20 protein-coding genes are annotated in these 23,165 nt (G+C 68.4%); 6 read left to right on the top strand and 14 right to left on the bottom strand.

Features of this window, described 5'->3' with window-relative positions; genetic code table 11:
• Window positions 1-174 precede the first annotated feature (174 nt).
• The 4 genes from mdoH to pip all read right to left on the bottom strand — a co-directional run bounded on the left by mdoH (window position 175) and on the right by pip (window position 5,948).
• Window positions 175-2,760 (bottom strand): glucans biosynthesis glucosyltransferase MdoH, encoded by a 2,586-nt coding sequence (mdoH, locus tag RN02_RS03875; RefSeq protein ID WP_043313148.1) that lies wholly within the window; start codon window positions 2,758-2,760, stop codon window positions 175-177.
• Complete coding sequence (locus RN02_RS03870) at window positions 2,753-4,327, bottom strand: glucan biosynthesis protein G (RefSeq protein WP_009613713.1); 1,575 nt, start codon at window positions 4,325-4,327, stop codon at window positions 2,753-2,755. Before RN02_RS03870 ends, mdoH begins: the two co-directional genes overlap by 8 nt.
• Window positions 4,328-4,542: 215 nt before the next feature.
• Window positions 4,543-4,980: a D-aminoacyl-tRNA deacylase gene (gene dtd, locus RN02_RS03865; RefSeq protein WP_009613714.1), complete on the bottom strand. Its 438-nt coding sequence runs from the start codon at window positions 4,978-4,980 to the stop codon at window positions 4,543-4,545.
• Window positions 4,977-5,948 carry a prolyl aminopeptidase gene (gene pip / locus RN02_RS03860; protein WP_009613715.1) on the bottom strand — a complete coding sequence of 324 codons (972 nt, stop codon included), beginning with the start codon at window positions 5,946-5,948 and terminating at the stop codon, window positions 4,977-4,979. The genes dtd and pip overlap by 4 nt, the downstream gene beginning before the upstream one ends.
• 111 nt (window positions 5,949-6,059) lie before the next feature.
• On the opposite strand from pip, the gene RN02_RS03855 reads away from it, so the two are divergent.
• From RN02_RS03855 to RN02_RS03840, 4 genes are all read left to right on the top strand, one after another.
• Window positions 6,060-6,494 (top strand): hypothetical protein, encoded by a 435-nt coding sequence (locus tag RN02_RS03855; protein ID WP_043313147.1) that lies wholly within the window; start codon window positions 6,060-6,062, stop codon window positions 6,492-6,494.
• Window positions 6,491-6,964, top strand: a complete 474-nt coding sequence (locus RN02_RS03850) for an NUDIX domain-containing protein (protein ID WP_009613717.1) — start codon at window positions 6,491-6,493, stop codon at window positions 6,962-6,964. Before RN02_RS03855 ends, RN02_RS03850 begins: the two co-directional genes overlap by 4 nt.
• Window positions 6,961-7,470: a M23 family metallopeptidase gene (locus RN02_RS03845; protein WP_043313145.1), complete on the top strand. Its 510-nt coding sequence runs from the start codon at window positions 6,961-6,963 to the stop codon at window positions 7,468-7,470. Before RN02_RS03850 ends, RN02_RS03845 begins: the two co-directional genes overlap by 4 nt.
• Before the next feature lie 93 nt (window positions 7,471-7,563).
• Window positions 7,564-7,995, top strand: a complete 432-nt coding sequence (locus RN02_RS03840) for a hypothetical protein (protein WP_043268405.1) — start codon at window positions 7,564-7,566, stop codon at window positions 7,993-7,995.
• A gap of 798 nt (window positions 7,996-8,793) precedes the next feature.
• Here RN02_RS03840 and hutG read toward each other — a convergent pair.
• The 8 genes from hutG to hutU all read right to left on the bottom strand — a co-directional run bounded on the left by hutG (window position 8,794) and on the right by hutU (window position 18,342).
• Window positions 8,794-9,597, bottom strand: coding sequence for an N-formylglutamate deformylase (gene hutG, locus RN02_RS03835; protein ID WP_043313143.1), 804 nt, complete (start codon window positions 9,595-9,597; stop codon window positions 8,794-8,796).
• A complete protein-coding gene (hutI, locus tag RN02_RS03830) occupies window positions 9,590-10,798 on the bottom strand; it encodes an imidazolonepropionase (protein ID WP_043313142.1) in 1,209 nt (402 codons plus the stop codon). Before hutI ends, hutG begins: the two co-directional genes overlap by 8 nt.
• Window positions 10,795-12,327 (bottom strand): histidine ammonia-lyase, encoded by a 1,533-nt coding sequence (hutH, locus tag RN02_RS03825; protein ID WP_043313140.1) that lies wholly within the window; start codon window positions 12,325-12,327, stop codon window positions 10,795-10,797. The genes hutI and hutH (RN02_RS03825) overlap by 4 nt, the downstream gene beginning before the upstream one ends.
• A gap of 13 nt (window positions 12,328-12,340) precedes the next feature.
• Window positions 12,341-13,156 (bottom strand): quaternary amine ABC transporter ATP-binding protein, encoded by an 816-nt coding sequence (locus RN02_RS03820; protein WP_051878578.1) that lies wholly within the window; start codon window positions 13,154-13,156, stop codon window positions 12,341-12,343.
• Window positions 13,153-14,007 (bottom strand): ABC transporter permease, encoded by an 855-nt coding sequence (locus tag RN02_RS03815; RefSeq protein ID WP_043313138.1) that lies wholly within the window; start codon window positions 14,005-14,007, stop codon window positions 13,153-13,155. Before RN02_RS03815 ends, RN02_RS03820 begins: the two co-directional genes overlap by 4 nt.
• A 62-nt stretch (window positions 14,008-14,069) precedes the next feature.
• Window positions 14,070-15,038, bottom strand: a complete 969-nt coding sequence (locus RN02_RS03810; protein ID WP_043268395.1) for an ABC transporter substrate-binding protein — start codon at window positions 15,036-15,038, stop codon at window positions 14,070-14,072.
• Between the two features lie 74 nt (window positions 15,039-15,112).
• Window positions 15,113-16,528 carry a purine-cytosine permease family protein gene (locus RN02_RS03805; protein WP_043313136.1) on the bottom strand — a complete coding sequence of 472 codons (1,416 nt, stop codon included), beginning with the start codon at window positions 16,526-16,528 and terminating at the stop codon, window positions 15,113-15,115.
• Window positions 16,529-16,665: 137 nt separating this feature from the next.
• A complete protein-coding gene (gene hutU / locus RN02_RS03800) occupies window positions 16,666-18,342 on the bottom strand; it encodes a urocanate hydratase (RefSeq protein ID WP_043313134.1) in 1,677 nt (558 codons plus the stop codon).
• 535 nt (window positions 18,343-18,877) lie between these two features.
• Between hutU and hutH (RN02_RS03795) the strand changes: the two genes are divergently transcribed.
• Window positions 18,878-20,407 carry a histidine ammonia-lyase gene (gene hutH / locus RN02_RS03795; RefSeq protein ID WP_043313132.1) on the top strand — a complete coding sequence of 510 codons (1,530 nt, stop codon included), beginning with the start codon at window positions 18,878-18,880 and terminating at the stop codon, window positions 20,405-20,407.
• A gap of 236 nt (window positions 20,408-20,643) precedes the next feature.
• On the opposite strand, the gene RN02_RS03790 is transcribed toward hutH (RN02_RS03795), so the two are convergent.
• A complete protein-coding gene (locus tag RN02_RS03790; protein ID WP_043313131.1) occupies window positions 20,644-21,231 on the bottom strand; it encodes a HutD/Ves family protein in 588 nt (195 codons plus the stop codon).
• Window positions 21,228-21,938 (bottom strand): histidine utilization repressor, encoded by a 711-nt coding sequence (gene hutC, locus RN02_RS03785; protein ID WP_051878704.1) that lies wholly within the window; start codon window positions 21,936-21,938, stop codon window positions 21,228-21,230. The genes RN02_RS03790 and hutC overlap by 4 nt, the downstream gene beginning before the upstream one ends.
• Window positions 21,939-22,195: 257 nt before the next feature.
• Between hutC and hutF the strand changes: the two genes are divergently transcribed.
• On the top strand, window positions 22,196-23,165 hold a 970-nt coding region (gene hutF, locus RN02_RS03780), incomplete at its 3' end, for a formimidoylglutamate deiminase (RefSeq protein ID WP_043313130.1).

Here is a 23,165-nt window from a genome sequence, read left to right as displayed (position 1 = left end):
GTCTTTATGCCGCGCGAAGCCTCGCCGGGCGCTGAAGGGTGCGAATCCTACCCTCTGTCGCCGTCCGTCGGGAGTCTTTCTGGATCGATGGCGCAGGTTAGCAGCAGTAAAGCGCCGGGAAAACCGTTGCAAGGCGTTGCCACTCCCCGCCTGGCGACGGGGAGCGGCTCGCGGTCAGGACTGCGCGGCGGGCAGGCCCACGCCGGCGCCGGCCGGCGGCGCCAGCGGCAATGCCGGGCTGTGCGCGTCGGCCTGCACCGACTTGCGCCAGGGCTCCAGCCAGTTCTCGTGGCCGCCTTCCCACACCTGCAGGTGCAGGCGCGAGAGCGCCACCGGGTCGCTCAGCAGGGCCAGGCGGGCCTCGCCGACGACGGCCTGCGGGCCGCCTTCAAGGGCCTGCTGCACGCGCCGCTGGCGCGCCGCCTCGATGGCCTCGGAGCGCGCATGGCGCGCGGTGCCCATGGCGCAGGCCAGGGCGTTGAGCAGCGGGTCGGAAACGCTGCGGACGAAGCCGTCCTTCAGCGCCTGCCAGCGGTTCTGGTAGGTGTACTCGTCGGTGGAACGCAGCTCGCGCGGTGTGTCGTATTCCTCCGGGATGAGGAACAGCTTCTCGTCGCGCGAGGCCAGGCCCAGGTTGACGCGGCTGGTGATCACCGACACCGGGATGGACAGCATCAGCGAACCGACGATGGGCGACAGCCACCACAAAAAGCGCGGATTCAGCCACACCACCAGCAGCGCCCAGGCCAGGCCCAGCAGGGTCTGCATGCCGTGGCGGCGCAGCGCCTCGCTCCACGGCGTGGCGTCGTCGTCACGCTGCGGCGACTTCCACTGCGCTTCCCAGCCGAGGAACGCGGCCAGCACGAAGCGGGTGTGGAAGAGCATGCGCACCGGCGCCAGCAGCACCGAGAAGAGCATCTCCAGGAGCATGCTCAGGGTGACCTTGACCACGCCACCGAAGGCCTTGGCGCCCTTGGCCCAGATCAGCATGACGCTGAGCAGCTTGGGCAGGAACAGCAGGGTCAGGGTGGTGGAGAACAGCGCGATGGCCTTCTCCGGGTGCCACTGCGGCCAGATCGGGAACAGCTGGCGCGGCTCCAGGAAGTACTGCGGCTCCATCAACTGATGCACCGCCAGCAGCGCGGTGGACAGCACCAGGAAGAAGAACCACAGCGGCGCCGACAGGTAGGACATCACCCCGGTGAGGAACACCGCGCGGTGCACCGGGTGCATGCCCTTGACCAGGAACAGGCGGAAGTTCATCAGGTTGCCGTGGCACCAGCGGCGGTCGCGCTTGAGCTCGTCCAGCAGGTTCGGCGGCAATTCCTCGTAGCTGCCCTCCAGGTCGTAGGCGATCCATACGCCCCAGCCGGCGCGGCGCATCAGCGCGGCCTCGACGAAGTCGTGGGAGAGGATGGCCCCGGAGAACGAGCCCTTGCCCGGCAGCGGCGCCAGGGCGCAGTGCTCGATGAAGGGCTTCATGCGGATGATCGCGTTGTGGCCCCAGTAGTGCGACTCGCCCAGCTGCCAGAAGTGCAGGCCGGCGGTGAACAGCGGGCCGTACACGCGGGTGGCGAACTGCTGCATGCGCGCATAGAGGGTGTCCATGCCCGAGGCCTTGGGCGCGGTCTGGATGATCCCCGCCTCCGGGTTGGCTTCCATCAGCCGCACCAGCTTGGCCAGGCAGTCGCCGCTCATCACGCTGTCGGCGTCCATCACCACCATGTACTTGTACTGGCTGCCCCAGCGCCGGCAGAAGTCGTCGATGTTGCCGCTCTTGCGCTTCACCCGGCGACGGCGGCGGCGGTAGAACAGCTTGCCGAAGCCCTTGGTCTCCTGGCACAGCTCGATCCAGGCCTGCTCCTCGGCCACGGCGATGTCGGCCTGGTAGGTGTCGCTGAGGACGAAGAAGTCGAAGTGGTCCAGCTCGCCGCTGGCCGCCACCGACTCGAAGGTGGCGCGCAGGCCGGCGAAGACCCGCGGCACGTCCTCGTTGCAGATCGGCATGACGATGGCGGTGCGCGCGTCGGCCGCGATCGGCTCGTTGCCGGCGCTGCTGCCGGAGATGCGGTAGCGGTCGCGGCCGCTGAGCAGCTCCCAGAAGCCCATCAGCGCGGTCCAGAAACCGGCCGAGACCCAGCAGAAGAGGATGGCGAAGAGCAGCAGCACGCCGAACTGGATCAGGTACGGCAGCACCTGCTGCAGGGTCTGCAGCCAGGTCTGGCGGTTGATCTCTTCCAGGTCGATCAGCGCCCAGCCCTGGTACGGCAGGATGCCCTTCATGTAGTAGGTGGCGATGCTGGTCTGGCCGAGCATCAGCAGCAGCAGGATCATCCGGCGCAGCGAGCCGACCCGCTGCCAGCGCGCCTTGGGCAGGTCGCGCACGGGCTTGGACGGGTTGCCGCGGCCGAGCAGGCGGCGCCAGCCGCGCACCAACACGTTGGTCCGCCAGGGTTCGGGCAGCACCTTGGTGCGCTGGATCGGAGGCGCCGCCTTGAGGTAGGCGCGGCCGTTGTCGTCCAGGCCGAGCATGCCGGTTTCCTGCAGCTCCTGGCCGTAGCCGAGCAGCAGGCGCGGGCCGATGGAGCCCAGCGCCGCATCGTCGGTGGCGACCGGCTCGGTGCCGGCCTCCTCCGCCAGGCGCTGGTGCAGGTCACTGAAGGAAGCGCTGCGCGCCAGGCGCTCGCGCCCTTCCGCGGTCAGCGGAAGGTGCTCGAGGTATTCGCCCAGCGGAGCCTTGTGGGTGGTCGTGTTATTCATCGGCAGGCAGCTGGTAGCTCCAGGTTTCGGACAGGGTCTGTCCATCTTTGACCAGGGCCGCACGCATTTCGGTCGGCTTCTTCGGATCCTTCACCTTGATCCGCAGGGTCAGGCGCCAGCCCTGGGTCACAGGGTTGTAGCGCAGGTTGTTTTCCTTGACCTCGGCGTTGTCGTCGGTGCTCACCTGGGTGGTCACCGCGGCGTCGGCCGGCAGGACCTTGAGGTTGGCGCCCTCGAAGTCCACCACCAGGGCGGTGCTGCCGTCGGGCTGGCGGATCAGGTTGGCCTGCTTGACGTCACCCACCGAGCGCAGGGTCTGCTTGACCTGGGCGACCTTCTGCGAATGCAGGGCGTCCTCGTCCATGGTCCAGTGCATGCGGTAGGCGTATTCCAGCGGCTGGCCGGCCTCCGGGCGCTTCTCCGGGTTGAAGAAGGCGACGATGTTGTCGTTGGTCTCGTCCGGGGTGGGGATCTCGACCAGTTCGACGCTGCCCTTGCCCCAGTCGCCGCGCGGCTCGATCCACAGGCTCGGGCGCAGGTCGTAGCGGTCGTCCAGGTCTTCGTAGCGGCTGAACTCGCGGCCGCGCTGGAGCAGGCCGAAGCCTTTCGGGTTCTCCACCGCGTAGCTGCTCACCGACAGGTGCTTGGGATTGTTCAGCGGGCGCCAGATCCACTCGTCGTTGCCGGCATGGATCTGCAGGCCGGTGGAGTCATGCAGCTCCGGACGGAAGTTGTGCTGCTCCGAGGGCTGGTTGGAGCCGAACAGGAACATGCTGGTCAGCGGCGCCAGGCCGAGCTTGGTGACCTTGTCGCGCAGGAAGACCTTGGCCTGCACGTCGACCACGGTGTCCTTGCCGGGGCGCAGGACCAGGCGGTAGGCGCCGGTGGCGCGCGGCGAGTCGAGCAGGGCGTAGATCACCAGGTGCTTGTCCTGGGGCTTGGGCTTCTCGATCCAGAACTCGCGGAAGCGCGGGAACTCCTCGCCGGAGGGCAGCGCGGTGTCCAGCGCCAGGCCGCGGGCGGAGAGGCCGTAGACGTGGCCCTTGCCGACCACGCGGAAGTAGCTGGCGCCGAGGAAGGTGGCGATCTCGTCGAGCTTGTCGGCCTTGTTGATCGGGTAGAGCACGCGGAACCCGGCGTAGCCGAGGTCCTTGGTGGCATTGGCGTCGAACTGCAGCGTACCGAAGTCGAAACGCGCGGGATCGTACTTGATCTCCTTGACGCTGGTGGCCGTCACCTCGTTGATCTTCACCGGGGTGTCGAAGTGCATGCCCTGGTGATAGAAGCTGAGCTTGAACGGCTCCTTCTCGTCGGCCCAGTAGGCCTTGTCCATGCGGAAGCGGATCTGCTGGTAGTCGGCGAATTTCATCTCGCTGAATACCGACGGCAGGTTGCTGGTCGGCGCGCTGTACTTCTCGCTGGCCAGCTTCTTCGCCTCGCCGGCGACGTCATCGATGGTGAAAGCCCAGGCGTGAGAGGCGCCCAGGGCCAGGAAAGCGGAGCCGACCAGCATCAGGTCGCGCAGGAAATTACGGGAAGCGGTGTGTTGAACGGAACGAAAAATCACGAGTCCCCCTCGTCCGTGAACTTGAAAAAACCAAGGCCGACCCTGGCAATGCCAAAGTGCCGGCGATTGAATTCCGACCCCGGTGAGCCCGAATGATTCCCCGCGATTGCGAAGAACCCTTGCCCGGCCTTGTGGCCTGGGCTTCCGGGGAGCCATTGTTCTAGTCGCATGCGAGTTGCCATCATCCTGCGGCCCGATTACGGACTGCCGCCTGTTCACGCCTCCAGAAGAAAGGTCACCGGCCCGTCGTTGACCAGGTGGACCTGCATGTTGGCGCCGAACCGGCCGGTAGCGACCAGCGGATGACGGGCTCGTGCCTGATCCACGAGATGTTCGAACAACTCGGCGCCCCGGGCTGGCGGCGCCGCACTGGAAAAGCTCGGCCGCAGGCCCTTGCGGGTGTCGGCGGCCAGGGTGAACTGCGAGACCAGCAGCAGGCCGCCGCCGACATCGCCCAGAGAAAGGTTCATCTTACCTTCAATATCGGCGAACACTCGATAGTTAAGCAGCTTGTGCAGCAGCCGCTGGGCGCTCGCCTCGTCGTCCTGGGGCTCCACGCCGACCAGCGCCAGCAGGCCCTGGTCGATGGCGCCGACGATTTCCCCGTCGACTTCCACCCGTGCGGCGCTCACCCGCTGGATCAGCCCCTTCATTCGGCCTCCGGGGGCAGGTTCAGCAGGCGCCGGCCGATTTCGTTGGTGGCGCGCACCAGGGCATCGGCGATGCCCGGCTCGCTGGCGGCGTGGCCGGCGTCGCGGACGATCTGCAATTCGCTGTTCGGCCAGGCCTTGTGCAGCGCCCAGGCGTTGTCCAGCGGGCAGACCACGTCGTAGCGGCCGTGCACGATGACGCCGGGCAGGTGGGCGATGCGGTGCATGTCGCGCAGCAGCTGGTCCGGTTCGAGGAAGGCGGCGTTGACGAAATAGTGGTTCTCGATGCGGGCGATGGACAGCGCGCGGTGCGGATCGCTGAAGCGGTCGACCACCGCTGGGTTGGGCCGCAGCGTCGCGGTGCGCCCTTCCCAGGTGGACCAGGCGCGCGCGGCGTGCATCTGGGCGATCTGGTCGCTGCCCACCAGGCGCTTGCGGAAAGCCTGCATGAGGTCGCCGCGCTCGTCCGCCGGGATCGGCGCCAGGTAGTCCTCCCAGTAGTCGGGGAACAGCTGGCTGGCGCCTTCCTGGTAGAACCAGCGCAGATCCTGCGGGCGGCACAGGAAGATGCCGCGCAGGACCAGGGCGTGGACGCGCTCGGGGTGCGTCTGGGCGTAGGCCAGCGACAGCGTCGAGCCCCAGGAGCCGCCGAACAGCACCCATTTCTCGATGCCCAGGTGCTGGCGGATGCGCTCCATGTCGGCCACCAGGTGCCAGGTGGTGTTGTCGTCCAGGCTGGCGAAGGGCGTGGAGCGCCCGCAGCCGCGCTGGTCGAAGGTGACGATGCGGTACAGGTTGGGGTCGAAGAAGCGCCTGGACAGGGCGTCGCAACCGGCACCCGGGCCGCCGTGCACGAAAAGCACCGGCAGGCCGTCCGGTATGCCGCTTTCATCCACGTAGAGGACGTGCGGTTCATCGACGGCCAGCTGGTGCCGGGCGTAAGGCTTGATTTCCGGATACAAAAGCTGCATGGCGCACTCCTGAATCTTTACGTACGGTCCGTCCCTCGACCGGATACCATCCCTTGCGTGTCCGGCATGATACCTGTGCCCGCGCAAAACCGATAAAGGAGTTCACTCGGGATGCCGAGGAAGTTGTATCTTTGCCTGCTGTGCGTCATTTGTCTGCTGGGCGGGTGCAGCAGCGACTCCTCCCAGGACCAGTTGAACGACGCGGTGCGCCAGCTGCAGCGCAACCTCGACGAGCGCGCCACCAGCGCCGTGCTGGCGCAGTTGCACGAGGATTTCCGCGCCCAGGGCGAGTACGACCGCGACTGGGTGCGCCGGACCCTGGCGCAGCTGTTCGTCCAGCAGCCGCGGGTGCGCTTCATCACCCTGGGCCGCAGCAGCCGCGTCGACCGCAACTATGCCGACGTCGGCCATACCCGGGCGGAACTGGCGCTGACCGGCGGCGACGACCTGCTGCCCGAGCGCAGGCGCAACCGCCCCTACAGCGTAAGCCTGGAATGGCGACGTGACGGTGACACCTGGAAGCTGGCGAGGCTCGACTGGCGATGAACCCACTGCAACACCGCATCCGCGCCGCCGGCCTGCTGGTCCGCGAGCAGAGCATCCTGCTGGTGCGCCACGAGGTCGACGGCGACGTCTACTGGATTCCCCCGGGCGGCGGCTTCGAGTCGCACAGCGACCGATCGACGCGCGACACCGTGAAGCGCGAATGCCGCGAGGAAACCGGGCTGGAGGTGGAGGTCGGGCCGCTGGTGTACGTCCGCGAATTCGCCGAGCCGCTGGCCGGGCGCTTCCACATGGAGCTGTTCTACCGCGTCGACGCCTGGCGCGGCGACCTGAGCCTGGACAACCTGCGCGGCCTGGGCGGCGACGAGTTCGCCATCCACGAGGTGGCCTGGGTGCCGCGCGCCGACCTGACCGCCCTGCCCTCCTTCTATCCCGCCGAACTGCTCGACGACGTCTGGGAACGCCTGGCCGCGCCGGCGCCGCTGATCCGCCACCTGGGCCTGCAGGTATGAAACGCCGCTGGCTCCTGCTGCTCGCGGCGCTGCTGGTCCTGCCGATGCTGTTGCCGGAACGCCCGGTCATCCCGGTGCAGGGCGCCAGCCAGCGCGACTGGAACCGCCGTTCGTTCTGGTACGAACCCTGGGGCATTTCCGGGGTGCACAAGGGCATCGACATCTTCGCCGACGCCGGCGCCCCGGCGCTGTCGCCGGTGCCGGGGCTGGTGCTGTACCGCGGCGAGATCGGCCTGGGCGGCAAGGTGGTGCTGATCCTCGGGCCGAGATGGCGTCTGCACTACCTGGCGCACCTGCAGGCCTGGAACGTGGCGCCGCTGCAGCCGGTGGGCCGCGGCCAGGTGGTCGGCGCGGTGGGCAGCTCGGGCAACGCCGCCGGCAAGCCGCCGCACCTGCACTACGCGGTGCTGTCGCTGCTGCCGCGGCCCTGGGCGGCCACCGATGAGACCCAGGGCTGGAAGAAGATGTTCTTCGTCGACCCCGGGCAGTTCCTCCTGGCGCGCTGAACGGCGAACTTTGGAAACACTCCCGGCGTGGCCGCGGGGCGCGCGTCTGCGCTACGGTGCCGGGCTCACCTTCATTCCGAAAAGGAGTTCGACATGCTGGCCAGGCCCCTCGCCCTGCCCCTGCTGCTGTGCCTCGCCCTGCTCGCCGGCTGCGGCAAGGACGACCCGCAAGCCGCCCTGGAAGCCGCCGTGCAGCAATTGCAGGCGAACATCGAAGCGAAGAAGACCGGCGCCGTGCTCGACCAGTTGGCCGACGACTTCCGCGCCCAGCAGGTCAACGACCGCGACTGGGCCCGGCGCACCATGGCGGTGCTGTTCCTCCGCCACCAGAAAGTTGGCGTGCTAGCCCCGGCGAAGAACAGCTGGATCGACCCGGCGGTCTCGCGCCGCGGCTACACCGAGGCCAAGGTCGGCCTGACCGGCGCCGAGGGACTGATCCCCGACAGCGCGCGGCTGTACGACGTGAAGCTGGAGTGGTGGCTGGACGACGGCGAGTGGAAGCTGGCCCGGCTGGATTGGGAATGACCGCGCGCCCCGCGCCGAGGTGCTCTTCGTAGTAGGACCTTGTCCGCGATAGCCGGACATATCGGCGCGATTCGCGGATGAGATCCGCTCCTACGCCGCCCCACCCACGCCATTCCCCTGTAGGAGCGCGCCCTGCGCGCGAATCGCGGGCAGGGCCCGCTCCTACAGGTTGTCGGGAAGCACGGTATTCCTCCCCCGTAAGCGGACCTTGTCCGCGATAGCCGGACATACCGGCGCGATTCGCGGATGAGATCCGCTCCTACGCTGCCCCACCCGCAGCGTCCCCATGTAGGAGCGCGCCCTGCGCGCGAATCGCGGGCAGGGCCCGCTCCTACAGGTTGTCGGGAAGCACAGTATTCCTCCCCCCGTAGGAGCGGACCTTGTCCGCGATAGCCGGACATACCGGTGCAATTCGCGGATGAGATCCGCTCCTACGCCGCCCCACCCACATCGCCCCCATGTAGGAGCGCGCCCTGCGCGCGAATCGCGGGCAGGGCCCGCTCCTACAGGTTGTCGGGAAGCACGGTATTCCTCCCCCCGTAGGAGCGGACCTTGTCCGCGATAGCCGGACATATCGGCGCGATTCGCGGATGGGATCCGCTCCTACGCTGCCCCACCCACGCCATTCCCCTGTAGGAGCGCGCCCTGCGCGCGATATCGCGGGCAGGGCCCGCTACGCCCTCCACCCGTAGGATGGATTGAGCGAAGCGATACCCATCACCGTGGCCGCATGGGTTTCGCTTCGCTCAACCCATCCTACGAAAAGCATCTCGGCAAGCACCGTGCGCGGGCGTTTCGTCAACGGCCGTAACGCTCGCGGCCCCAGGCCAGGAAGGTCTCCAGCATCTTGCGCAGCACCTCGGCGGTCGGGCCGGCCAGGTCTTCGCGGTAGGCGAAAGGCGCCTGTTCATCCATGTAGTTGCACTGCGCGAGTTCCAGTTGCACCGCGTGCACGTTCTGCTCGGGCTGGCCGTAATGGCGGGTGATGTGGCCGCCCTTGAAGCGCCCGTTCAGTACGTGGCTGTAGCCCTCGGCTTCGGCGCACACCGCCTGCAGGCGCTCGGCGAGGTCCGCCGGGCAGCTGTTGCCGGAGTTGGTGCCGATGTTGAAGTCCGGCAGGCGGCCGTCGAACAGGTGCGGGATGTGCGAGCGGATCGAGTGCGCGTCCCACAGCAGCGCGTAGCCGAACTCGGCCTTCAACCGCGCCAGCTCCTCGGCCAGCGTGCGGTGGTACGGCGTCCAGACTTCCGCCAGGTAACGCGCGCGCTCCTCGGCCGAGGGCGCCTGGCCTTCGTGGAACAGCGGGCGGCCGTCGAACAGGGTGTCCGGGTACAGGCCGGTGGTGGCTGTGCTGTACAGCGGCTTGTCGTCGGCCGGGCGATTCAGGTCGATGACGTAGCGCGAGTAGTTCGCCGCCAGGGTGCTGGCGCCCAGTTCGCGGGCGAAGTCGTAGAGGCGCGGGATGTGCCAGTCGGTGTCGGCCAGTTCCTTCGCCTCGTCCACCAGGCCGCTTTCCACGGCCGGGGTCAGGCGCGTGCCGGGGTGCGGCATGCTCACCAGCAGCGGTACGCGGCCGCGGCTGAAGCTCAGTACGTTATCCACAGGAGACTTCCTCTGCGTGACGGATGATGCGCTTGGGCAGGTCGCCGCCGAGCCAGTAGGCCAGCTCGGCCGGGCGCTGGATGTCCCAGGCGACGAAGTCGGCGAGCTTGCCCGCCTCCAGGCTGCCGTGGTCGGCTTCCAGGCCCAGGGCGCGGGCGGCGTGCAGGGTGACGCCGGCCAGCGCTTCTTCCGGGGTCAGGCGGAAGGCGGTGCAGCCCATGTTCAGCATCAGGCGCAGCGACAGCGCCGGCGAGGTGCCGGGGTTGAGGTCGCTGGCCAGGGCGATGGCCACGCCGTGCTTGCGCAGGGCGTCCATCGGCGGCAGCTGGGTTTCGCGCAGGACGAAGAAGGCGCCCGGCAGCAGCACCGCGACGGTGCCGGCCCTGGCCATGGCGATGGCGTCTTCCTCGGTCATGAATTCCAGGTGGTCGGCGGACAGCGCCTGGTAGCGCGCGGCCAGGCTGGAGCCATGCAGCGACGACAACTGCTCGGCGTGCAGCTTCACTGGCAGCCCCAGCGCCTTGGCGGCCTGGAACACCCGCTCGACCTGCGCCGGGGAGAACGCCAGGTGCTCGCAGAAGGCGTCCACCGCATCCACCAGCCCTTCCTGCGCCAGCGCCGGGAGGATTTCCGCGCAGATCAGCTCGATGTAGTCGTCGGCGCGATTGGCGTATTCCGGCGGCAGGGCATGGGCCGACAGGCAGGTGGCGCGCACCGTCACCGGCAGCACCTCGCCCAGGCGCCGCGCCACGCGCAGCATCTTGCGCTCGCTGGGCAGGTCCAGGCCGTAGCCGGACTTCACTTCCAGCACGGTCACGCCATCGGCCAGCAGCGGCCGTGCGCGCTTGATGGCGCTGGCCAGCAATTCTTCCTCGCTGGCCTCGCGGGTGGCGCGCACGGTGCTGGCGATGCCGCCGCCGGCCGCCGCGATCTCCGCATAGCTGGCGCCCTGCAGGCGCAGCTCGAATTCGGCGCTACGGTCGCCGCCGAACACCAGGTGGGTGTGGCAGTCGATCAGCCCCGGGGTCAGCCAGGCGCCGCCCAGGTCGTGGCTGCGCTGCACCTCGTGCAGCGGCAGTTCGGCGTGTGGGCCGATCCAGTGGATGCGCGCGCCCTCGGTGAGGATCGCGGCGTCCTCGATGATCGAGTACTTGCCGCCGGCCATGGTGGCGGCGTGGCAGTTGTGCCAGAGCTGTTTCATTGCAGTCTCCCGATGCTCGCGCCGACGTTCTGCAGCGCCCGGCGGTCGGCCAGCAGCGCGGCGGCGCGGGCGATGTCCGGGGCCAGCCAGCGGTCGGCGTCGTAGGCCGGCACCTGCTCGCGCAGCAGTTCCCAGGCACGCTGGGTGCCGGCGCCGAAACGTTGTTCCTTGAGGAATTCGAAGGCCTGGGCGGCCAGCAGGTACTCGATGGCGAGAATCTGCTGGCAGTTGCCGATGCAGCGGCCGAGCTTGAGCGCGGCGCTGGTGCCCAGGCTCAGGTGGTCTTCCTGCAGACCGGAGGTGACGTAGTTGTCGACCACCGCCGGCTGCGCCAGCTGGCGGTTCTCGCCGGCCAGGGCGGCGGCCACGTACTGCACGATCATCATCCCCGAGTTGACCCCCGGCTGGCTCACCAGGAACGCCGGCAGGCCGCTGACCAGCGGGTTGATCAGGCGGTCCAGGCGGCGTTCGGCGACGCCGCCCAGTTCGGCCACGGCGATGCACAGCAGGTCGGCGGCCATGGCCACGGACTCGCCGTGGGGGTTGGCCTGGGACACCACTCGGTAGTGCTCGGGGGTGCCCAGCACCAGCGGGTTGTCGTTGGCCGAATTCAGTTCGATCTCCACCTGGCGCGCGGCGTGGGCCAGCTGGTCGCGGCAGGCGCCGTGGATCTGCGGCATGGAGCGCATGCTCAGGGCGTCCTGGGTGCGGATGCCGCGGCTGCTGGCGAGCACTTCGCTGCCGTCGAGCAGCGCGCGCAGGTTCTCGCCCACCAGCTGCGCGCCGGGGTGCGGCTTGAGCGCGAGGATTTCCGCGTCGAAGGCGTCGGTCTGCCCGCGCAGGGCCTCGAAGCTCATGGCGCCGATGACGTCGGCCCAGTGCGCCAGGCGCGTCGCGTCTTCCAGGGCCAGGCAGCACAGGCCGGTCATGCAGGGCGTGCCGTTGACCAGGCTGAGCCCGTCCTTGGCGCCCAGCTCCACCGGCGCCAGGCCCTCGGCGCTCAGCGCTTCGGCGGCGCTGACGATGCGCCCCTGGTAGCTCACCTCGCCGACGCCCAGCAGGGCCACGCCGACGTGGGCCATGTGCGTCAGGTAGCCCACCGAGCCCTGGGCCGGCACCCGCGGGGTGATGCCGCGGTTGAGCAGTTCCAGCAGCGCCTGCACCACGCGGCGGTGCAGGCCGGACTTGCCGAGGCTGTAGTTGGCGATGGCGACGCAGATGATTGCGCGGGTCTGCTCGTCCTTCAGCGCCTCGCCGACGCCGCAGGCGTGGCTGAGCAGGGTGTTGCGCGACAGCTGGGCCAGTTGCTCGCCTTCGAGCACCACGTTGCACAGGGCGCCCAGGCCGGTGCTGATGCCGTAGGCGCGCTCGCCGCGTTCGACGATGCGCTCGACGATGCCGCGGGCGTTGTCGATGCGCGCCCAGGCCGCCGCCGAAAGCTCCAGGCGCGCGCCATGGCGGGCCACGGCGACCACGTCCTGCCAGTGCAGGGGCGCGTCGCCGAAGGTGATGATGGAAGCGGAGGACATCGGAACTCCCGGACTACAGGTTGGCCACGCGGCGCTGGACGAAGCGGTCGACGTACTCGTCGGCCGGCTGGTGGAGGATTTCCCGCGGGGCGCCGACCTGGATCAACTGGCCGTCCTTGAGGATGGCGATGCGGTTGCCGATGCGCACCGCCTCGTCGAGGTCGTGGGTGATGAAGACGATGGTCTTGTGCAGGGTCTTCTGCAGTTCCAGCAGCTGGTCCTGCATGTCCGCGCGGATCAGCGGATCGAGGGCGCTGAACGCCTCGTCCATGAGGATCACGTCGGTGTCGGCGGCCAGCGCGCGGGCCAGGCCGACGCGCTGGCGCATGCCGCCGGAAAGCTGGTGCGGGTAGGACTTCTCGTAGCCCTTCAGGCCCACGGTGGCGATCCAGTGCAGCGCGCGCTCCTGGCACAGCGCCTTGCTCTCGCCGCGCACCTTGAGGCCGTAGGCGACGTTGTCGAGCACGCTCTTGTGCGGCAGCAGGCCGAAGCTCTGGAACACCATGCTGATCTTGCGCCGGCGGAAGTTCTCCAGCTGGCGCGAGTCGTAGCGCAGGATGTCTTCGCCGTCGACCAGGATCTCGCCGCTGGTGGGGTCGATCAGGCGGTTGAAGTGGCGCACCAGGGTCGACTTGCCGGAGCCGGACAGGCCCATGATCACGAAGATTTCACCGGCCTCGATGGACAGCGACAGGTCGTTCACCCCGACCACGCAGTCGGTGGCGGCCAGCACCTCGGCCTTGCTCTTGCCCTGGCGGATCATCGCCAGCGCGGCGTCGGCGCGGGCACCGAAGATCTTGTAGACGTTCTTGACCTGGATCTTGCTCATTTGCTGGCCTCGTGGTGACGCGAGCGGCCGTAGGCCTGGGTGATGCGGTCGATGACCACGGCGAGGATGACGATCGCAAGACCCGCCTCCAGGCCCTTGCCGACGTTGAGCGTCTGGATGCCCACCAGCACGTCCTCGCCCAGGCCGCGGGCGCCGATCATCGAGGCGATCACCACCATCGACAGGGCCATCATGGTGGTCTGGTTGATGCCCGCCATGATGCTCGGCAGGGCCAGCGGCAGTTGCACGCCGAACAGCTGCTGGCGGCGGTTGGCGCCGAAGGCGGTGACCGCTTCCATCACCTCGCGGTCGACCTGGCGGATGCCCAGGTCGGTGAGGCGGATCAGCGGCGGCGCGGCGTAGATCACGGTGGCGAAGATCGCCGGCACCTTGCCCAGGCCGAACAGCATCAGCACCGGGATCAGGTACACGAAGCTGGGCATGGTCTGCATGATGTCCAGCAGCGGCAGCAGGATGGCGCGCAGGCGGTCGCTGCGGGCGGCGAGGATGCCCAGGGGGATGCCGATCAGCACCGAAATGATGGTGGCCACCATCATCAGCGCGAGGGTCTGCATGAGCTTGTCCCACAGGCCCACCGCGCCGACCAGGAACAGCAGGCCGGTGATCACCAGGGTCGGCACCAGGCGCCGGGTGGCGTGCCAGGCGATGCCGGCGACTATGGCCAGCATCAGCCACCAGGGCGTGGCGCGCAGCAGGCTTTCGAGGTTGACGATGGCCCACAGCAGGGTGTCGGAAATGTGCCGGAAGACGTCGCCGTAGTTGGTCACCAGGGCGTCGACCCAGCCGTTGACCACGTCGGCGATGGAGAAGGTGAAGCGTTCAGGGAACATGGCTCGTACTCGCAAGGATTAGGCATCGCCGGGGAGGCCTGGCCTCCCCGGCTCGGGCAGCGTCAGAGCGCGGCCTGGATCTTCTTCGCGGCGTCCTCGCTGACCCAGGCGGTCCACACCTCAGGGTGCTCCTTGAGGAAAGCCTTGGCCAGTTGTTCGGAGGACAGTTTCTCCTTGGCCATCTTCGCCAGGTTCTGGTTCAGCAGGTCGATGGGCAGGTTGACCTTCTCCAGCACCGCGACCAGCTCCGGCGCCTGGTCATGGAAGCTGCGCGACAGGCCGACCTGGATCTTCACGTCCTTGTTCACCCCCGGCTCGTCCAGCTTGACCAGGTCGGCCTGGCCCATCAGCGGCGTCGGCGACCAGTAGTAGAAGAGGATCGGCTCCTTGCGCTTGTAGCTGGACAGCACCGCGGCATCCAGCGCCGGGCCGGTGCCCGGGCGGAAGTTGGTGTACTTGTCCTCCAGGCCGTACTTTTTGAGCATCTCGGAGTTCTCCAGCTCGCAGGTCCAGCCGGCCGGGCAGTTGTAGAAGCGGCCCTTGCCCGGCTCTTCCGGGTCGCGGAACAGCTCGGCGTACTGGCCCAGGTCGGTGACCGCCTTGAGGTTCGGCGCCTTGGCCTCGATGCCGCGGGCCTTGTCGCCCTCGATCACGAAGCGCGGCACGTACCAGCCCTCGGTGGCGCCGACGATGGGCGCGCCCACGCCGACCACCTTGTTGGCGGCGGCGGCCTTGTTCCAGGCGTCGCTGCGGCCGATCCACTCTTCGCTGAAGATCTGGATGTCGTTGTTGGCCAGGGCCTGCTCCATGGTGATGGAGTTGCCCGGCAGGCTGTCGGTCTCGCAGCCGTAGCCGTTCTTCAGGATGAACTGCATGACGTCGGTGAGCAGCATGCCGCTCTCCCAGTTCAGCCCGGCGAACTTCACCGGCTTGCCGCTCTCGCACCAGCCCGCCGCCTGGGCCGATGCCATGGAACCCAGCAACCCGGCGCAAAGGATCAGGCCCAGCAGCGTCTTCTTGGAATTGTTCATCTGATGCTCCTAAACGTGGAAAGGGAGTTGGGCAGTACAAGGGCCACGCCCGTGCGGGGCGCGGCCGGGCCGGTTCAGGTACGGGCCGGCAGGATCAGCCGGTCCGGCACCGCCCGGCTGCTGCGCCGGGCGACCAGGTAATAGAGGACGGCGGGCACCACCAGGCCGATGATCCAGGAGATGTCCACGCCGCCCAGGTAGTCCACCAGCGGGCCGGTGTAGAACTTGGTGGCGATGAACGGCAACTGGACCAGCACGCCGATCACGTACACGCTGATCCCCGGCAGGTTCCAGCGGCCGTAGCGGCCGTCCGGGTCGGCCAGCGCCGGCACGTCGTAGCGCTCGCGGGTGATCAGGTAGTAGTCCACCAGGTTGACCGCGCTCCACGGGGTGAAGAAGGCCAGCAGGAACAGGATGAAGGACTTGAACGCGCCGAGGAACGAATGCTGGCCGAGCAGCGCGACCAGGGTGGCGGCGCCGACGATCAGCAGCACGAACACCAGGCGCTGCCGGGGCGTGACTTCGACGTGGCCGCGGAAGCCGCTGATGATGGTGGCGATGCACATGAAGCTGCCGTAGGAGTTCAGCGTGGAGATGGTCACCTTGCCGAAGGCGATGCTGAAGTACAGCAGCGCCGCGGTGGCGCCGCTGCCGCCCAGGCCGACGATGTAGGCGACCTCGCGGCCGGCGAACTGACCGTTGGCCATGGCCGCGGCGAACACCCCGAGGACCATCGCCACCTGCGCGCCTATCACCGAACCGGCGCCGACGGCGAGGAAGGTCTTCACCGACGAGGTCTTGCTCGGCAGGTAGCGCGAGTAGTCGGCCACGTAGGGGCCGAAGGCGATCTGCCAGGACGCGGCCAGGGACACCGCGAGCAGGAAGCTGCTCCAGCTGAAATGACGGATCTGCAGCAGCGCGCCGACGTCGGTCTGGGTCATCAGGCGGCTGAACAGGTAGACGAAGGCGATCACCCCGATGACGCTGGCGAGGCGGCCGATGAAGTGGATCACCCGATAGCCGAGCACGGTCGCCAGGACGATGACGCTGGCGAAGATCAGGATGCCGGCGCTGTCGCTGACGCCGAACAGCTGGCCCAGCGCCTGCCCGGAAAGCACCGTGCCGGTGGCGGTGAAGCCCAGGTACATGAGGCACACCAGCACGATCGGGATGGCCGCGCCGTAGACGCCGAACTGCACCCGGCTGGAGATCATCTGCGGCAGGCCCAGCTTGGGCCCCTGGGCCGCGTGCAGGGCCATGACCGCGCCGCCGAGCAGCTGGCCGATGAGCAGGCCGATCAGCGACCAGAACACGTCGCCGCCCAGCACCACGGCCAGGGCCCCGGTGACGATGGCGGTGATCTGCAGGTTGGCGCCCAGCCACAGGGTGAACTGGCTGTAGAGCTTGCCGTGGCGCTCGGCCTCGGGGATGTAGTTGATCGAGCGCCGCTCGATCAGCGGCTTGCTGGAGTTCTCACTGGCCTGGGACATCGCTTTTCTTCTCCACCCCGGCGCCGGGCCGGGGTTCTTGTTGTGTCAGAGGACGGATTCCGCTCGGCCCGACCGCCGCGCCCCCACCCGCGCGGCGGTTCCTCCCTGGCCCGGGGCGGCGGGGCCGCCCCTGTGCCTCACTTGCCGGTGATCATCGGCAGGTTCAGGCCCTGTTCCTTGGCGCAGTCGATGGCGATCTGGTAGCCGGCGTCGGCATGGCGCATCACGCCGGTGCCCGGGTCGTTGGTCAGCACGCGGGCGATGCGCGCGGCGGCTTCGTCGGTGCCGTCGCAGACGATCACCATCCCCGAGTGCTGGGAGAAGCCCATGCCCACGCCGCCGCCGTGATGCAGCGACACCCAGGTGGCGCCGCTGGCGGTGTTCAGCAGGGCGTTGAGCAGCGGCCAGTCGGACACGGCGTCGGAGCCGTCCTGCATGGCCTCGGTCTCGCGGTTCGGGCTGGACACCGAGCCGGAGTCCAGGTGGTCGCGGCCGATCACCACCGGCGCCTTCAGCTCGCCGCTGCGGACCATCTCGTTGAACGCCAGGCCGAGCTTGGCGCGCTGGCCCAGGCCGACCCAGCAGATGCGCGCCGGCAGGCCCTGGAAGCTGATGCGCTCCTTGGCCATGTCCAGCCAGCGGTGCAGGTGGGCGTCGTCGGGGATCAGCTCCTTGACCTTGGCGTCGGTCTTGTAGATGTCCTCGGCGTCGCCCGACAGCGCGGCCCAGCGGAACGGGCCGATGCCACGGCAGAACAGCGGGCGGATGTAGGCCGGAACGAAGCCGGGGAAGTCGAAGGCGTTGGCCACGCCCTCTTCCTTGGCCATCTGGCGGATGTTGTTGCCGTAGTCGAAGGTCGGCACGCCCTGCTTCTGGAAGTCGAGCATGGCCTTCACGTGCACGGCCATGGACTGCTTGGCGGCCTTGACCACGGCGGCCGGCTCGGTCTGCGCGCGGTCGCGGTACTGCTCCCAGCTCCAGCCGATCGGCAGGTAGCCGTTGAGCGGGTCGTGGGCGCTGGTCTGGTCGGTGACCATGTCCGGGCGCACGCCGCGGCGCACCAGCTCCGGGAGGATTTCGGCGGAGTTGCCCAGCAGGGCGATGGAGATGGCCTTGCCTTCGGCGGTGTACTTGGCGATGCGCGCCAGGGCGTCGTCGAGGTCCTTGGCCTGTTCGTCGACGTAGCGGCTGCGCAGGCGGAAGTCGATGCGGCTCTGCTGGCACTCGATGTTCAGCGAGCAGGCGCCGGCCAGGGTCGCGGCCAGCGGCTGGGCACCGCCCATGCCGCCCAGGCCCGCGGTCAGCACCCAGCGGCCCTTGAGGTTGCCGTCATAGTGCTGGCGGCCGGCTTCGACGAAGGTTTCGTAGGTGCCCTGGACGATGCCCTGGCTGCCGATGTAGATCCAACTGCCGGCGGTCATCTGGCCGTACATGGCCAGGCCCTTGGCGTCCAGTTCGTTGAAGTGTTCCCAGGTGGCCCAGTGCGGCACCAGGTTGGAGTTGGCGATCAGCACGCGCGGGGCGTTGGCGTGGGTCTTGAACACGCCGACCGGCTTGCCGGACTGCACCAGCAGGGTCTCGTCGTCGTTCAGCTCTTTAAGGGTGGCGACGATTTTGTCGTAGCACTCCCAGTTGCGCGCGGCGCGGCCGATGCCGCCGTACACCACCAGTTCCTTGGGGTTCTCCGCGACTTCCGGGTCGAGGTTGTTCATCAGCATGCGCAGCGGGGCTTCGGTCAGCCAGCTCTTGGCGTTCAGCTGGGTGCCGCGCGGGGCGCGGATTTCGACGTCGCGGAATTTGCTGGATTCGGTCACGGCAGGCTCCTTCAAGGCAGTCTTGGGCTCGGATGCGAAAGCCGGGGCGTTCGGCTTCCGGCAACGGGATTCGGGTTGGGCATCGGTGCAGGAAGCGTCGCCTCCTGTCACGTATATGCTTGTACATACAAGTATAAGCAAAGGAAAGGCCAAGTCCCTCGCCGGGCACATCGTGCACAGCGAAAATAGAACTCAACCTATTGATTTAAAAAGTATTAATAGATGACTTCGTACAGCCGGGCGGGTCCAGGAAGGCAGCTACATCTGTCGATCATACGCACCAGAACGGTGATCGCCTGCTCCATTTCGTAGCATCCGGTAACGCCTCGCCGTTACAGCTCGCCTCATTTCCCGGGGGCGCCGCTGCCCTTCCTTATTTCCTACAGAGGGACGCCGCGCCCCGCTCGCGCACGCAGGCATGGCGTCGGCGCAATCCGGCCCAATGGAATGGCTCGCTTATTGCTCATACTTGTATATACAGGAATAGATAGTCTCGCCGCCGAGCGCGGTAACACTCCGGAACACGGGAGCCGTCATGTCCGAAACCCTGCAGATCACCCCCGGCCAGTTTTCCCTCGACCAGCTGCGCGCCATCCACCAGCGGCAACCCGCGCTGCAACTGGATGCAGCCTGCCGCGCGAACATCGAGAACAGCGCCCGCACGGTCAGCCAGATCATCGCCGACCAGCGCACCGTGTATGGCATCAACACCGGCTTCGGCCTGCTGGCGCGCACCTCCATCCCCGAGGATTCGCTGGTCACCCTGCAGCGCAACCTGATCCTCTCGCACTGCACCGGCACCGGCCCGTTGCTGGACGACGCCAGCGTGGCGCTGATCATGGCGCTGAAGATCGGCTCCCTGGCCCGCGGCTTCTCCGGCGTGGGCATGGCGGTCATCGACACCCTGCTCAAGCTCTACCAGGCGCGCGTCTACCCGTGCATCCCGTCCCAGGGCTCGGTGGGCGCCTCCGGCGACCTGGCGCCGCTGGCGCACATGTCCTCGGCGCTCATCGGCGTCGGCCAGGTGCGCCACCAGGGCCGCGTCATGGAGGCCAGCGAAGGCCTGGCCATCGCCGGCTGCCAGCCGCTGGTGCTGGGGCCCAAGGAGGGCCTGGCGCTGATCAACGGCACCCAGGTGTCCACCGCCCTGGCCCTGCGCGGGCTGTTCGCGGCGGAGAAGCTGTTCGTCTCGGCGGTGGTCGCCGGCAGCCTGACGGTGGAAGCGCTCAAGGGCTCCTACGTGCCCTTCGACGCGCGCATCCAGGCGGTCCGTGGCCAGCCCGGGCAGATCGACGTGGCGGCCTTCTACCGCGAACTGCTGCACGACAGCCAGATCAACCAGTCGCACATCGACTGCAAGCGCGTGCAGGACCCCTACTCGCTGCGCTGCCAGCCCCAAGTGATGGGCGCCTGCCTCGATCACCTGCGCTTCGCCGCCGGGGTGTTCCTGCGCGAGGCCAACGCGGTGTCGGACAACCCGCTGGTGTTCAGCGCCGACGGCGACGTGCTCTCCGGCGGCAACTTCCACGCCGAGCCGGTGGCCATGGCCGCCGACGTGCTGGCCCTGGCCATCGCCGAGATCGGCGCCCTGTCGGAACGGCGCATCGCCCAACTGGTGGACCCGGCGCTGTCCGGCCTGCCGGCGTTCCTGGTCAAGGAAGGCGGGCTGAACTCCGGCTTCATGATCGCCCAGGTGACCTCGGCGGCCCTGGCCTCGGAGAACAAGACCCTCGCCCACCCGGCCTCGGTGGACAGCCTGCCGACCTCGGCCAACCAGGAAGACCACGTGTCCATGGCCACCTTCGCCGCGCGCCGCCTGCAGGACATGGCCGGCAACAGCTCGGCGGTGGTCGCCATCGAGCTGCTGGCCGCCGCCCAGGGCGTGGAATTCCACGCGCCGCTGCAAAGCTCGCCGCAGTTGCAGGAAGTGCTGAAGATGATCCGCGCCCAGGTCCCGGCCTACGAGCAGGACCGCTACTTCGCCCCGGATATCGCCGCGGCCCGCGCCTGGGTGGAGGAAGGCGCGCTCAGCCGCTGGCTGGACTACTCGCGGTTGTACGGCTGATCGGACGACGGTGGCGTTCTGCGCCACCGCAGACGTGGCCCGCGCCTACAGCGCCTTGCCGAGGTGCTCTTCGTAGGGTGGGTTGAGCGAAGCGACCCCCATCGCGCCATGGTGATGGGTATCGCTTCGCTCAACCCATCCTACGGGGTGTCGTGTTTGCTGGGCCATGCCCGCGAAAGCACCTGCAAGGCGCTTCTCCCACTAACGAAAAAGGGCTCCCCCGGCAGTCTTTTCCCTCAGCGTGATTCGAGTTCGATCACGCAGATGTCGGCACTTCCCGCCACGCTCAGCCGCCACTCCCGCAGCCGCTCCTCGCCCTCGGCAAGCAGCGTGTCATGCAGCCCCAGCACAGCAGCGGCCCCGCCATCCCGGCTGACGTGAACCCCCTCGCCCGCACTGAACAGCAGCACAGTCGAAGCGCTGCTGAAGAAGTGCGCCTCACCGCCCACCCGCAGCCACTGCAGGCGTGCGCGGTAACGCGCGGGCGCATAGATCAGGTTGAAGTCGCGGATGGCGCCGCCGAGCAGCTCGCAGTCCACCGCGCTGGCGCCATCGAAGGCGAAGGCGTCCAGGGCGCGCAGCTCGCGGGACGGCTCGCCGTCCACGGTCAGGCGCATGCCCTCGCCTTCCAGCACGGTGATCACCCGCTGGTAACCGCTGAAGGCGGAGAACGGCCCCGGCGCGCCGACATCGGCGATGGACAGGCGCCAGCCGAAGCCCTCCAGGCCGTCGCCGGCGTCGCGGAGGATTTCGCGGGTGCTGCCCGCGCCGTTCTTCCAGGGCATCACCGGGTAGTCGGCGGCCCGCAGCAGGCGATGGTTCATGACGAGAAGCGCCCTTCCAGGCGGTAGCGCGAGCCCGGGTAGAGCAGGCGCGCGCTGGTCACGGTGTTGCGCCCCGACCAGGTGCGCCGGCGGATCATCAGGCAGGGCTCGTGGCGGTCGATATTCAGCAGCCTGCATTCCTCGGCATCGGGCAGCACCGCCTCGACCACGTGCTCGCCCTCGCTGAGCGGCGCCACCTGGGTGAGGTAGGCGAAGGGCGTCTGCCCGGTGAAGTCCTGCTTGAGGTAGTCCGGCGCCACGGCGGCGTTGACGTAGCGGTCCTCGATCTGCACCGGCACGTCGTTCTCGAAGTGCACGATCAGCGAATGGAACACCCGCTGGCCTTCGCGCACGTCCAGCGTCAGGGCGCGCTCGGCGCTGGCCTTCTCCTCTTCCAGGCGCACCACCACGCAATGGTGGCGATGGCCGCGGGCCTGGATTTCCTCGGCTATGTTCTGCACCTGGAACAGCGCCGACTGGCCCTTGGGCTCGGCGACGAAAGTGCCGACGCCCTGCATGCGCACCAGCAGGCCGTCGTTGGTCAGCTCGCGCAGGGCGCGGTTGATGGTCATGCGGCTGACGCCCAGCTCGCTGACCAGTTCGCTCTCCGAGGGCACCCGGTGGTGCGGCGGCCAGGCGCCGGACTGGATCTGCTGGACGATCATCTGCTTCACCCGCGCGTACAGCGGGGCGGGCAGCTCGCCCATCTGCGAGGCCAGCGAGGAGCCCTCCGCGGGCGGGTTGGGCGGGGATGATGCGGGCACGGGGGTACTCCTTGTCGGGGCGACGGTGGGCAGTGGCGGGAAGGCAGCGGCGCAATGCGCTCTTGTCCTCCGGCATGTACCGGAATCGACCGGTGCATACAAGTCCCGCGGCGACCGCCGGGCGCATCACCTAGTTTACGGCCATCCTAAACGTCTGTATATGTATATACAAATTCGAAGAGCCCTGCGAGGACCCCAGCATGCCTGCCCTGTTCGCCGAACACGCCCTGCTCCCCAGCGGCTGGGCCCGCGATGTCCGTTTCGAGGTTGCCGCCGACGGCCTGCTGACGCGGGTCGAGGCCAACGCCAGCGCCGAGGGCGCGGAGCGCCTGCGCGGGCCGGTGCTGCCAGGCATGCCCAACCTGCACTCGCACGCCTTCCAGCGCGCCATGGCGGGCCTGGCCGAGGTGGCCGGCAACCCCAACGACAGCTTCTGGACCTGGCGCGAGCTGATGTACCGCCTGGTCGGCCGCATCACCCCGGAGCAGTTGCAGGTCATCGCCCGCCAGCTGTACATCGAGATGCTCAAGGCTGGCTACACCGGCGTCGCCGAATTCCACTACGTGCACCACGACCTGGACGGCCGGCGCTACGCCGAGCCGGCCGAGCTGGCGCTGCGCGTCAGCCAGGCCGCGCGCGAGGCCGGCATCGGCCTGACGCTGCTGCCGGTGCTCTACAGCCATTCCGGCTTCGGCGGCCAGCCGCCCAGCGAGGGCCAGCGCCGCTTCATCAACGGCACCGACGCCTACCTGGAGCTGATCCATGGCCTGCAGCCGCGCCTGGCGGCGCAACCGGCGCAGCGCGTCGGCCTGTGCTTCCACTCGCTGCGCGCGGTGACGCCACAGCAGATCACCGAGGTGCTGGAGTCCGACAGCAGCGAAGGGCCGATCCACATCCACATCGCCGAGCAGCAGAAGGAAGTCGACGACTGCCTGGCCTGGAGCCAGCGCCGGCCGCTGCAGTGGCTGTACGACAACATCGAGGTGGACGAGCGCTGGTGCCTGGTCCACGCCACCCACGCCGAGCCCGACGAAGTCGCCGCCATGGCCGCCAGCGGCGCGGTGGCCGGCCTGTGCCTGACCACCGAGGCCAACCTCGGCGACGGCATCTTCCCGGCGGTGGACTACCTGGCCCGCGGCGGGCGCCTGGGCATCGGCTCCGGCAGCCCCC

Source organism: Pseudomonas sp. PI1 (assembly GCF_000812405.1).
GTDB classification, from domain to species: domain Bacteria; phylum Pseudomonadota; class Gammaproteobacteria; order Pseudomonadales; family Pseudomonadaceae; genus Pseudomonas; species Pseudomonas citronellolis.
This window is presented reverse-complemented; position numbering and strand designations above follow the sequence as displayed.